The organism is Streptomyces soli (genome assembly GCF_003999195.1).
Taxonomy (GTDB): Bacteria; Actinomycetota; Actinomycetes; order Streptomycetales; family Streptomycetaceae; genus Actinacidiphila; species Actinacidiphila soli.
In genome coordinates, this window is the sequence record NZ_RJVR01000089.1 from 1 (window position 1) to 12,844 (window position 12,844).

Below are 12,844 nucleotides of genomic sequence, written 5' to 3' on the forward strand. Positions count from 1 at the left end.
TGACAGCCAACCCCAGCACCGAAACAGCCCCCGACAAACAACGAGCGTCGCGGGGCTATCCCGCCGCACCCATCTGACCGTTGAGTTTTCCGGTCAGGTGGTGCGTGGGGGCTGCTTGCCGGTGCTTGTCGTTGCGTTGCGCCGGAACTTGGCGCCTGTCCCGCTACGCCGCCCCCTTTGCCGACGCCCCGGAGCCGACTTCGTGACCGAACGCCCCCAGGCCGCCATGACGCGCCTGCTCCGCCGCACCGTGCGCGCCGACCTGGCCGCTGAGACCTGCCCCAACTGGCTGCTGCGGCCGGGCCGACTGCGCCGGAACCTGGCCGGCGGTATGCGCCGTCTACACGGCCCTCACCGGCCTGGAACTGCAGCCTATGGCACCCCCACGGGAGCGCCGGCGCCTGGACGTCGTCCTAACGTGCGCTGACGGACGGTGCCAGATCGTGGAGATCGACGAGCGCCAGCACTTCACCGGCGCCCGGGCGCTGGCCCTCGCCCACTACCCGCCCGAGGTGGCCCTCGGGTTTGACCGCGATGCATGGCTGGCCCGGGCCCGTGCGCTCGCCGGACGCGAACCCGGGCGGGTTCGCCCGTCCATGCCCCCCGCGGCGTGGTCGAGAACGGCGCGTACGGCCTCATCGACGCTCAACAGCCTGGCGGACACCTGGTCGTTGGCGGCAGCCTCGGCGGTGTGTTTCCCTGCCAGGTCGGCGTGTTCGCCGCCTGGGCCACCAGCCGTGGGGCAGCTCTGATCGACCGGGAGATCTACCTGCCCCGCGCCTGGGCAGACGACCGCGAGCGGCGTGTGGCCGCACAGGTACCCGAGACTGCCTGCTTCGCCACAAAGCCCCGCCTCGCCGAGACCATGATCGACCGGATCCTTCCCCAGCTCCCTACGGGCACCTGGCTGGCCGCTGATGAGGTCTACGGCCGCGACGGCGGTTTCCGTTCACGCGCACGGTTCACCACCCGGTTGAGGCCGACCCCCAGGCCCCAAACATTCGGCTGTGTGCCGCGGGACGTGACTGCCGGCAAGCTCCTCGGCTCTCGTGCCGGCGGCTTCCTTGCCACCGTCGACGTGCTGGCTGGCCGCCAGTTGCCAGCGATGCAGAAAGGCGCCTGCGACCGCCGCCCCGGGGTCGCGGTACGGGCTGTCGCGCGTGGGCGGCCGGGCGGCCGTGACGCAGGTTGACGCCTTCGGCGGGGTACGCGGAACGCGGCTCGCGCCCCCGGTGCCGTGCGTGGACCCACCTCCGGGGCGTCGCCGGTTGGACCCGGATATCACATGAACAGGCGCGGGGGGTTTCGGGTTGATCGTCTTGTCGGTCCGGCCTGCCATCATCCCCTCCATGCTCTACGACGCCCTGGTGGCCGAATCCCGAAGGAACGACTCGCTCGACGACGTGAGGTCTGCCGCGCTGGACCGCGTCCGCTGGCTCGTCGACCTGCTGGAACGTCAGCGGATGGAGTCCAGGTGGGACGCTTCCACGTGGCGGGGGCAGGAGTGGTACGAGCGACTCCAGGCGACGTGCGCGGCGACCCAGGCCGAGATCGACGGGCGGCTCGCGGCCTGCGCGGATGAGGAGGGCAGGGCCGCGGCCCTGTGCCTCATGCTGGCCGCCCGCTTCGACGGCACGGGCTTTTGGCAGTACCGCACCCAGATCGGGACCCTGACATCGCGGATGCGCGGCTGGACGCCGGACGAGGTCGCGGTGATGCTGCTCCGCGTCACCGAGTACGACATGGGCTTCTGGTTCGCCGAATCGCTGGGGTTGGCGCTGAACGCCGCCGAGCGGCTCGGCGCCGACGGCCGCCGTGCGGTCGCGCCCTGGCTGCGGCACGCCCATGCGGAGCTCATGAACGCCGATGTCGGGACGCACCTGCGCGGGTCGCTCGCCAAGCGCCTCCGTGCGCTGCTCGCGAGCGTGGAGGAGGCGCGCATCCCCGAGGGACTGATACCCCCGTACGCCCCTTGGGCCGCCCCGCTGCGCGACCGTGCGAACACGTCGCCGACGCCAGAACTGGCCAACTTCGTACGGCACCTGGCGAGCCTGCCGGGCCCGCGTCCCGCGCAGCGGTGGCGGCGGACGTGCCTCGCGCTCGCGGACGCGGCGTCGGCGCACGACCTCGTGGCCGAGATCCTCCGGGCGCTGGCCGAGGACGATCCGCTGTGCAGCAGGGAACGCGGTCCGCACACCGGCTGGATCCACGGCGAGTACCACTACCACTACGTTGTTCATCACAGCGACGGGGACCTGGCGCGCGGCGTCGTCTGGGCGGGCGCGCTGACCGGCGGCCCCGCCGCGGTGCCGTACCTCGGCGCGCTCGCCCTGCGGACCGGCGGCCACGGAACCGGCGTGATCGAGGACCTCAAGCTCGCGGGCGCGGCGATCAACGCGCTGGCTGAGATCGGCGATTCGGCCGCCCTGGAGGCCCTGTGGCGGCTGCAGTCCCAGGTCAAGCACCGGGCTCTGCGCAAGCAGCTCGACACCGCGCTGGTGACGGCGGCCGGGCGGCAGGGCATCACGGCGGGGCAGCTCATCGAGCGCAGCGTGCCCGACCACGGCCTGGCGCCGGACGGCTCGCTGGAACGCGAAATGGGCGGACACCGAGCACGGGTGGCGATCGAGGACGCGGTGACGGTCCGGCTCACCTTCACGGGCCCCGACGGGCGGACGTCCCGTACGGCCCCGGCGGCGGTGAAGGACGGCTTTCCGGACGAGCTCAAGGAGCTGAAAGCCCTGACCAAGGAGGTGCGGGGCACGCTGTCGGGCGAACGGGCCCGCGTCGAGGCGCTGATGTCAGCGGGGCGCGCCTGGCCGTACGACGAGTGGTGCCGCTACTACCGCGACCATCCGGTCGCCGGCGTCCTCGTCCGCGGCCTGATCTGGGAGTTCCAGGACGCGGACGGCGTGTGGCGCGCGGTGGCGCCGATGACCGAACCGTCCGGCGAGCCCGAGCGCGTCCGGTTGTGGCATCCGATCCGGGCGTCGATGGACGAGATCAGGGCGTGGCGGGCGCGGATCGTCGCCGAGCGGCTGCGGCAGCCGTTCAAACAGGCGTTCCGGGAGATCTACCTGCTCACTCCGGCGGAGGAGGAGACCGGCGTCTACTCCAACCGGTTCGCCGCCCACATCGTCCACTACCGGCGGCTCTACGCGCTGTTCAAGGAACGCGGATGGCAGGCCAACTTCCTCGGCCGGTACGACGGCGGTTACGAGGGGAAGGCCCGGGCCGAGTTCGGCGACGGCGAGTGGCGGGCGTGCTTCTACCACGAGCCTGCCGCGGACGACGGCAGCGACTACGCGCCCGATCACGCCGCGACGGACCAGGTCAGGTTCGAGCGGCGGGACGGCCGGCGCTGGCGGGAGGTCCCGCTGGCCGAGGTGCCGCCGCTGGTGTTCAGCGAGGCGATGCGGGACGTCGATCTGTTCGTGGGCGTGACCTCGATCGCGGCCGATCCCGAGTGGGCCGACCGGGGCGAGGACCGTTATGCCGCGTACTGGCGGACGGCCACGTTCGGTGAGCTGACGGCGAGCGCGGAGGTCCGCCGCGAGGCGCTGGAACGGATACTGCCGCGTCTGAAGATCGCCGGCCGGTGCTCCCTCAACGGCCGTTATCTGGTGGTCCGGGGCGACCTGGGCACTTACAAGATCCATCTGGGCTCGGCCAACATTCTGATGGAGCCCGACGACGCCTACCTGTGCATCGTCCCGTCGCGTCGCAAGGGCGACGGCACGGTGTTCTTGCCGTTCGAGGACGACCGGCTCTCGCTGATCCTCAGCAAGGCGTTCCTGCTCGCCGCCGACACCAAGATCACCGACGAGACCGTCCTGCGCCAGATCAAGAGGGGTACCCGATGAACCTCGCCGAACGGCTGATGCGCGCGCTGACCGACCCGTCCTACCAGGACGACGTCCGCCTCACCGACATGGCGCAGATCTCCGACGAGGAGCTGGGCGACCTTCTCCCGGTGGCCTACGGTCTCGGTCGTTCCCCCACGCCCACGGCGACGGGGGCCCGCTTCACGGTCGAGGACGCCGGCAAGGAGCGGCAGCCGCGCTACACGCCCGACGCGTGCCGCCGAATGTTCGAGGCACTCGTCGCGGGCACGGAGGACCGCAACTGGGCGGACCTCACGCTGGGGGCCGGCTCACTGGTGCGCTGCACGGGCCCGTTGCCCGACCTCGCCGAACCCGCCCGCACACTCGTCGAGTTCCTCCTCGACGAGGACGACGTACGCCAGCCGTACGCGCTGCTCGCAGTGGCGGGGCTCGCGGACGACGGCTCCCTGCGCGCGGCCGCCGAGCGTCTCGGCCGTGACGAGGGCCCCATCGCCCTGGACGAGATCGCCGTCATCTCCGGCCTCGCCCCTGCCGAACGGGTGCTGCTGTCCGAGGCCGCCCGGGATTATTCGTTCACCTCGCCGCCGCCCCTCCCGGACGCCTGGCGGAGGCTGGCCGACGTCCCCGCCTACGCCGCGTTCGCCCGCCGCGCGCTGGAAGCGGCGGCCGACCGCGCCGACGCGATCCACGCGGGTGTGATCCCCTACCGTTCGGGCAAGGCCTTCACGCCCCGTGAGGTCTTCGCGCTCGGGCACGCCGCCCGGGTGGCGCTGCTGCGCGACGAGCCGTGGCTGCCGGAGCTGTTCGACCGGCTGCTGCCCGGCATCTCGCTCGCCCCGACGGCGGCCAAGACCCTGCCGTCGACGGCGCTGCTGTACGAGCTGGTCCGGTCGGGGCAGGACTTCCCGACACCCGAACTGGTGACCGCGATACGCACCGTGCGGACGACCGTTCGGCACGCCGGGGTGCCCAAGCAGCTCGACAAGATGCTCAAGAAGGTCGACGCGGCCCTGGCCGAGCGGACCGACGTGGCGCTGCGGTTTCCGACGCTGGGATTCGACGGCACCAGCGGCCTGTGCAGGGAGGCGGGCGGCGGATACGCGGCCGTCGTCTCGGTCGCCGGGACCGCCGTACTGACCTGGGAGAAGGACGGCCGCCCGCTGCGCTCCGTCCCCGCGCCGGTCTGCCGCGACCACGGCGAGCTGGTTAAGGAGCTGCGGGACCTGGTGAAGCGGGTGAACGTCCAACTCGGCACGCTCGCAAGGGCGTTGGAGGGCGGTTTCACCGTCGACGCCGTCCACCCGTACGGCTGGTGGCGCGTCGAGCTGGCCGGGCATCCGCTCGCCCGGTCCGTCGTGCGCAGGCTGATCTGGGAGATCGAGGTCGCCCCAGGCGAGTGGCGGCCCGTCCTGCCCGAGACCGAGGACCTCCCCGACGCGCCCGACGACGCCTCCGTACGGCTCTGGCACCCGATCCGCTCCGACCCCGGCACCATACGGGCCTGGCGGGATCTGCTCACCGAACGTCGGATCCGGCAGCCGTTCAAGCAGGCGTTCCGCGAGATCTACCGCCTCACCCCGGCTGAGGAGGAGACCCGCGTCTACTCCAACCGCTTCGCCGCGCACCTCGTCCACTACCGCAGGATGTTCGCGCTGTTCAGGGCGCGGGGGTGGGCGAGCGGTCTGCTCGGCCCCTGGGACGGCGGAGACGAGGAGGAGGCTGTGCGGACCCTGGCGGCGGGGGAATGGCAGGTCCGCTTCTTCCACGCCCTGGCGGACTGGGCGGGCGACCATGAGCTGGCCGCGACTGATCAGGTCAGGTTCGCCCGCCGGGTGGAGGGCGCCTGGCGGGAGGTGCCGCTGGCCGAGGTGCCACCGTTGGTGTTCAGCGAGGCGATGCGCGACGTGGACCTCTTCGTCGGGGTGACCTCGATCGCCGCCGATCCCGACTGGACCGACCGGGGCCCCGAGCGCGCCTACTGGGAGCGGGCCGGGTTCGCCGAGCTGACGGAGAGCGCCGAGGCGCGCCGTGAGGCGCTGGAACGGATACTGCCGCGTCTGAAGATCGCCGGCCGGTGCTCGCTCGACGGCCGCTTCCTGGTCGTCCGCGGCGGGCTCCGCACCTACAAGGTCCATCTGGGTTCGGCCAACATTCTGATGGAGCCCGACGACGCCTACCTGTGCATCGTCCCGTCGCGTCGCGAGGGCGACGGCACGGTGTTCTTGCCGTTCGAGGACGACCGGCTCTCGCTGATCCTCAGCAAGGCGTTCCTGCTTGCCGCCGACACCGAGATCACCGACGAGTCCATCCTCACGCAGATCAACCGAGGTGTCTGATGGCCACCGTGACGTTCCGGGACGAGACCGCGACGGGCAAGCCGGTTGCCGAGTTGGAGGTCGCCGGGCTGCCGGAACGGATGACCGTGCAGGAGCTGATCAGACTCCGGGTCCGCGAGGAGGTCGCCCGGTACAACGCTCGCCCGAGCGATCGCTTCAACGGCCTCGTCCGCCCTGACGACGCCGAGGCGGAGCTGAACGGCTACCGCCTCCGCGAGCCACGCCGCATCGACTGGGAGCGCCAGGCCGAGATCGCCGAGCGCGCGTTCCTGTCCAACGGGTTCTTCGTGCTGGCAGGGGATCGCCAGGTCGAGGACCTCGACGAAGTTGTGGATCTCACTGTCGATCCGGGTCTGGTATTCATCAAGCTCGTCGCCCTCGTCGGCGGCTGAGATACCGGCGCGCGTCAGCCGACGAGGCTGAGCCGACCGGACATACCGGCTACCTGGCCACTACGATCTACCGGTTCCTCGGCTACGAAAGCCACGGTGCAGAGGTTCCGAATGGGCGTCGGCATGGGCCGGTCGCATGCTGGATCGACGCTGGATCCGGGCCCGAATCCGGCGATCGTCGCAGGTGACAGCGGAGGCGTCGACGTTCCGCTTCAACGTTTAGTGGCCGCGTTAGCATCGACGCGGCGAGCCGGCAAATACACAGGTCAAACGGGGTCGGCCCTGTTCAGGGCCGTCGCCATAACCGTTGCTGGATCCCTGCTGGATATCCTGATGCCTCGTCACCTGTCGTCACCCCTGGTCACCCGCACCGTTGCTGGATCGACGCTGGATCGACATGACGGAGCGTCAGCGGGATCGGCCGGGGCCCGGCCACGAAATCCGTAGCCGACGGGCCACCGCTCGGTGGCTGGGGCCGGTGACGGCGGCGCGGCGGCACCGTCGCCTAGACCTTTGCTCCGGGGCCGCGGTATGGCCCGTCCCGGCGGGTGGCCGGCGGCCGGGATACCGGGCGGCTGCCCTGAGCCCTCGACCTCCTCTAGATCGGATGACCAGCAGCGATCCAAGATCAAAAGACTGCGCAACAGCCCTGTAACCCTGGGATGTTGTGAACCTGTGGATCTGGATGATGTTGCCCAATGGCGGCAGGCGTTGTCGTACCCGTGTCAAACTATGAATGCAATGGGGAAGTTGCCGTCGGCTCCGGCATTCTCCGCGAACATGGTGTGCCGGGAACGGGTACGGGGATGCAGTCGTGTTGTCACTTTTTTCGGAAGGAATCTTCACTCCGCACGCACTTCCGGACGAACGCACGATCGATATTCTCTCGGCCGCAACCCAGCGCTGCTCGGGGACGGTCCGCCCGAGTGACATCCTCTACGCCGCAATCGACTCCGGTGACCAGGGAGTTCTGTCGGTACTCGCGCTCACTCTCGCCGAAGGTGCCCAGCTGCGGCATCTGTTGGAAACCATCTCGGTGTACAACCCGGGGAGCCAGGGCGGACTGGATTTCGATTTCGACGGACAACGTGAGCGCTTCACACCCGAGACGCTGGCCGCCCTCGACCGCTTCGCGGCGGAGTTCGCCGAGGACCAGGACCGGCTGCGCCCGGTCTGCCTCGAAATGCTCATCGCCTGTGTGCTGGACCATCCCGACCCCGGTGACCGGCAGTTCCTGCGGATTCTCGACACAGCGGCCGCGGCGCGGACCCTGCGGGACCAGGTGCGCATCAGCACCCAGCCGCCTCCCGCTCTGCTGGACGACGCCGGGCGGTTGCGCTCCGAGGAGTTCTCGGCGGACGCCTGGGCGGTTCTGGAGCAGGCGGCGGAACGCGCGGGTGAGCTGGGGTACGACCGCCTGCTGCCACCCCACTGTTTCCTCGCCCTGCTGGGCGAGACGGAGGGGCTGACCGAGCGGCTCGTCCGGCTCCAGCTCCCACCGCAACTGGGCCTGGCGAAGGTCGCGGAGATGCTGAGCGGCGCCTTCCGGCTGTCACAGCACGGAAAGGACGCGCCGCCACTGCACCGTGACGGCCTGGGAGAGCCGCTGCTCGCCCTGCTCCGGCGGGCCCAGCGGGCCGCCGTGGTCTGGGGTGCCGAGTTGGTCGACACACCGCATCTGCTCGATGCCCTGCTGGAGGATCCACCGCCGAGGCTGGCGTCGGTGTTCCAGGCGGAGCCGCTCCGGGTGGACCTCGCCCGCATGCGTGAGCTGCTCGCCCAGGCCGTCAGGGAGGCGCGCGCCTCGGGACCGCGCGAGGTTTCCTTCCGGTTACCGCCGGAATCACCCCCTGCCGAGGACCTCACCTGGCTGGCGCGGACCCAGGGGATCGCACCCGCCCGGCACCTGGAGGGCTACTTCGACGCCCTGGGCCGGGCCCTGCACCGTACGACCGACAACCATGTGCTGATCACCGGACCCGCCGGGGTCGGCACCACCACTCTGGTGCGCGAACTGGCCAGGCGCGCGGCGGCCGGAGAGCTGCCCTTCCTGCGGCGCAAGCGCCTACTGCGCGTCGACTGCCGTGACGTACCGGACACCGAGAGCGGTGCCAAGCTCGCCAGGATCATCGCCCACGTGGCCGGGCGTACCGATCTCATCGTGTGCCTGGACGGGCTCGGAGCCATGCTCCGCGGCCCCGGGGGCACCGACCACGTACTGGCCCTGCGCAGCGCGCTGAAGGAACGCCGGATCCACCTCATCGGGGTGCTGTCCGGCCAGGAGTACGACGACCTGTTGGCCGCCGACCATGTCCTGCGCGAACTCACCACCCGTATCGACATGACCGAGCCCGACCGGGCCTCCGCGCGGGACATGGTCCGGCAGGCGGCGGACGCACTGGAAGCGGAGTTCAGGACCGAGGTCGACGACCGTGCCGTCGACCGGGCGGTGGTGATGTCCGGGGACTACATCCTCAACCAGCAGTTGCCGCTCGCCGCCGTCAAGGTGCTCCGGCGGGCCTGCGAGGACCTGGACTACCGCCGTACGCAGCTCGGCGACACCCGGGCCGTCGTGAACACCGAGGACGTGGTGCGGGTCATCGCCGAGGTGTCGGGCGTGCCCGCCGGGCAGATCGCCGGCACGGGCGGCGAGCGGACCGACTACGTACAGGCGCTGGGCGCCTCCGTCTTCGGTCAGCGGGAAGCGGTGGAGGTCGTCGCGAGCGAGCTGCGCCGCATCAAGTCGGGCCTGGCCGGTGCGAGCGGCGGCCCCGCTTCGGTGATGCTCTTCGCCGGGCTGACCGGGACGGGCAAGACCGAACTGGCGAAGACCGTCGCGAGTTTCTACTCCTCCTCCAAGCGCCTGCAGACCTACCCCATGGAGAACTTCTCCGAGGGACACAGCGTGTCGGGCATCATCGGCTCCCCACCGGGATACGTCGGCTTCGAACGCGGCGGCCGCCTCATCAACGAGCTGAACGCGGACCCGTACTGCGTCTTCCTGCTCGACGAGGCGGAAAAGGCCCACCCCGAGGTCTGGCGGCCCTTCCTCAACCTCTTCGACGAGGGCTGGATCGTCGACCAGCGCGGCGTCAAGGCCCACGGCGACCGGGCGATCTTCATCCTCACCAGCAACGCGGGCCACGAGATCATCTCCCGGATGACACGGGAGGGCCGGTCCGGCCAGGAGATCACCGCCGCGGTGAAAGAGGCGTTGCTCCAGGTCGGGAACCGTGCGCGGGGCGGCCCTGTCTTCTCTCCCGAGTTCGTGGCGCGCATCCGCCGGATCATCGTGTTCCGCCCGCTGGACCTGGACGCGATGATCGGCATCTGCCGCAAACTGGTCGACCGGCAGCGCGAATTCTGGCTGGACAAACGGGAGAAGGAACTGATCGTCCCCAAGTCGCTGATCCACTACGCTGCCGGGCAGGGACATCTGCTGAACGAGAAGTCGGGTGGCAAGGAGGGCGGACGCATCATCACGAGGATCCTGTCGGACCTGATCGAGAACCCTATCCTTCTCGAACAGGAGCGCCGGGAAGAGGAGTTCCGGCAGTGCACCCGCATCGAACTCGACTTCCACCCCGGCGGACCCGACGGCCCCTGGACGGACGTCCACTTCCTCCCGGCCGCGGAGCCGAAGCCGGCGCAGGAGGCAGGACCGGGCCATGAGTGACGGCGGAACCGGTGCCGACCTGCGGTCGTTCGAGGGCCGGGTGATCAACGACCGCTATCTGCTCACCAAGTGGATCGGCGGCGGTGCCTTCGGTGCGGTCTTCCTCAGCGAGCAGCGCATCCTCGGCCGCCCCGTCCGGCGGGTCGCCTGCAAGATCTCCCGGGAGACGGGGATGACCGAGGCGGACGCCCAGGACCGGTTCGCCGACATTCTGCGGCTGGCCGAGGCGATGGACGGGATGACCGACGCCGAGGCCCGCCGACACCTTGTCCACGTGTACGACGGGGGGCTCGCCCACGACGCCGGCGGCCGGGCCTTCCTGGTGATGGAGTTCGTACAGGGCACCACGCTGGCCGACCAGTTCGAGAGCCTGAAGACGGTCCCCGCCAAACTGCTCTTCAACTGGGCCCGGCAGATCTGTGTGGCGTTGCGCGGACTGCACGCCCTGGACCAGCCGTTGCTGCACCGGGACCTCAAGCCGGACAACGTCCTGCTGGGCTCAGACCTGACCGTACGGCTGATCGACTTCGGCCTCGCCGCCAGGCTGCTGGAGTCCGGAACCGTGCCCGGAGTCGCCGGCACCCTCACGTACATGGCACCCGAGACCTCCCAGGGGCAGAGCCTGCCCGGTTCCGACCTGTACTCGCTCGGGGTGCTGATGTACGAGGGGCTGACCGGCGAGCTTCCCTTCGCGCACCTCATACCGCCGCCCGGCCTGCCCGACGCGCTGCACGGCGACTGGCTGTACCAGCAGAAGAAGGACGGCCCCCCGGCGGCCCCGCCGTCACGGCTGAACAACACCGTGACGCCGGAGACGGACGCCGTCGTCCTGCGCTGCCTGGAGTTCGATCCCGCCAGGCGCTTCCGCAGCGCGACGGAACTCCTGGACGCGCTCGCCGAGGCCGAGGCCGGGACCCGTCGCCCACCGCCCGGCGAGAGCGCGCTGGAGGAGGCCCGCAAGCAGGCCGCCGACGGCGATCCGACCGGCGCCTGCCACACCCTGCGCACGTGCCTGGACTCCGGTTCGAAGGATCTCCCGCCCGCCATGCGGCTGGCGCTGCTCAACGAACTCGCCCGCCTGCTCGACGCGCAGGGCGACCCGGCCACCTCCGCGCGACGGCTCGCCGAGGCCTGGCAGCTGGTGCGCAACAGTGCCCTCCTGCGCACCCGGCAGGAACGCTGTGCCCTGCTGTCACGTACGGCCGACGCCTACCGGCGGGCCGGGAACCTCTATCAGGCGACCCACTTCGAGGATCTCCTGCGGCGCGAGAGGTGCAGGGGGTGAGTACAGCGGCATGAGCCCGCCATCATCCTTCGGTGACTTCCTCAGCCCCTCTGGGCGGCTGCGCAGGCAATGGATCGCGGCCCTCGAAGACCCGGCCCCGAAGAGCGGCCTGGCGCGGTTGCGCGAGGTCTGGGAGCGGATGGAGAAACACCCCGAAGCAGCCGCTCCGCAGTGGACCGACTTCTTACGGTCCATGGTCGGAGAGCCATACCGGCCGCTGCTCACCGAGGCCGACTTCGAAGCGCTGGAAAGGCTCGGCGGGCTCGTCGCGGAAACCGGTGAGATCCCCCTCGACCGTGCGGTTCGGCCGCTGGCCACGGCGCGCCTCGGGCGTGGCGAGCAGTGGCAGGCCGACGAACTGCTGACCCGGCTGTACTGGGCGGAGTCGGTCGAGGACCAGGCCAGGGCCGTACTGGCGGACGAACTGGCCAGGGACGGCAGGCGGGACACCCCCAGGCTGGAGGTCTACGCGGACCTTCTGGGCCGGGCCGGGCCATGGCCCCAGGCGGTCGTCGCGCTGGCCACCGATGTGCTGCGGGTGGACTTCTCCTCGGAGCCGGAACAGCTGCGGCAGGCGGCCGTGCTGGCGGCGGCCGGACTGCCGGGCGCGGACCGCGCGGCCGGGCTCCACCGGTTGTTCGTCACCGAGGAACTCGACGCGGCCCGGGACAGCTTCCTCGCGGCCCGCACGGCGGACCCCCACGACGAGACCGCGCTACTCGGGGTCCTGGCCACCTGCATACGGGCCCGTCAGGCCGCGACCATCCCGGAAGAGGCGCTCGAAGCGGCCCGTACGGCCGCCTCCCACGTCGCCGCGACGGCGGAACTCGCCCGGGTACTGGCCTGGTTCGACTCCGACTCCGACACACCTCCCCCGGCCGCCCACCGGCTGGTCACAAACGACCTGACCCGCGAGGCGGGCCCCTGGGCCACCTACGCCCTGGGCCGCCTGCACCTCCTGGACGGCGACGCCGCGCGGGCCCGCGATCTCCTCGTACCCCTGACGTCGGACGACTCCGCCCTCCCGCAGTGGCGTTACCACGCCGCCTGGTCGCAGCTGCTGTCCGGCGACCGTGCCGGACTGTGGCTGCTCATCGGCACGATGACCCCGCACCAGGACGACTGGGCGCTCGCCTGTCTCCTGCTGGACTGCGAGCCGGACGCGGTGCCCAGCACCGACGCGGAACGCGCGGCAGCGGCGGTCCCGCCCGGCTACGAGCGGATCGCCCAGGTCCGCCGCGACCTGGCCGCGGGCCGGCGGCCGCCCGGCACCCCGGACCGGCCCGCGCCCGGCCTGCCCGCGGAAGGCG

The 12,844-nt window shown here is 70.9% G+C and carries 7 protein-coding genes; all 7 read left to right on the plus strand.

What is annotated here, in order from left to right; translation table 11 throughout:
- Positions 1-610 precede the first annotated feature (610 nt).
- Positions 611-1,192 (plus strand): transposase, encoded by a 582-nt coding sequence (locus EFK10_RS07340; protein WP_164835871.1) that lies wholly within the window; start codon positions 611-613, stop codon positions 1,190-1,192.
- Positions 1,193-1,349: 157 nt separating this feature from the next.
- A complete protein-coding gene (locus EFK10_RS07345) occupies positions 1,350-3,863 on the plus strand; it encodes a DUF4132 domain-containing protein (protein ID WP_127354935.1) in 2,514 nt (837 codons plus the stop codon).
- Positions 3,860-6,181 (plus strand): DUF4132 domain-containing protein, encoded by a 2,322-nt coding sequence (locus EFK10_RS07350; protein ID WP_127354936.1) that lies wholly within the window; start codon positions 3,860-3,862, stop codon positions 6,179-6,181. The genes EFK10_RS07345 and EFK10_RS07350 overlap by 4 nt, the downstream gene beginning before the upstream one ends.
- A complete protein-coding gene (locus EFK10_RS07355) occupies positions 6,181-6,573 on the plus strand; it encodes a hypothetical protein (RefSeq protein WP_127354937.1) in 393 nt (130 codons plus the stop codon). Before EFK10_RS07350 ends, EFK10_RS07355 begins: the two co-directional genes overlap by 1 nt.
- An 817-nt stretch (positions 6,574-7,390) precedes the next feature.
- Positions 7,391-10,249, plus strand: a complete 2,859-nt coding sequence (locus EFK10_RS07360; protein WP_164835872.1) for an AAA family ATPase — start codon at positions 7,391-7,393, stop codon at positions 10,247-10,249.
- Complete coding sequence (locus EFK10_RS07365; RefSeq protein WP_127354939.1) at positions 10,242-11,534, plus strand: serine/threonine-protein kinase; 1,293 nt, start codon at positions 10,242-10,244, stop codon at positions 11,532-11,534. The genes EFK10_RS07360 and EFK10_RS07365 overlap by 8 nt, the downstream gene beginning before the upstream one ends.
- A gap of 10 nt (positions 11,535-11,544) precedes the next feature.
- Positions 11,545-12,844, plus strand: a 1,300-nt coding sequence (locus tag EFK10_RS07370) for a hypothetical protein (RefSeq protein WP_206305345.1), incomplete at its 3' end; no start/stop codon positions are given.

Excerpts from the sequence above, each read along its gene's own strand:
- EFK10_RS07345 (WP_127354935.1), top strand. The coding sequence starts at position 1,350 with ATGCTCTACGACGCCCTGGTGGCCGAATCCCGAAGGAACGACTCGCTC.
- EFK10_RS07350 (WP_127354936.1), top strand. The coding sequence starts at position 3,860 with ATGAACCTCGCCGAACGGCTGATGCGCGCGCTGACCGACCCGTCCTAC.
- EFK10_RS07355 (WP_127354937.1), top strand. The coding sequence starts at position 6,181 with ATGGCCACCGTGACGTTCCGGGACGAGACCGCGACGGGCAAGCCGGTT.
- EFK10_RS07365 (WP_127354939.1), top strand. The coding sequence starts at position 10,242 with ATGAGTGACGGCGGAACCGGTGCCGACCTGCGGTCGTTCGAGGGCCGG.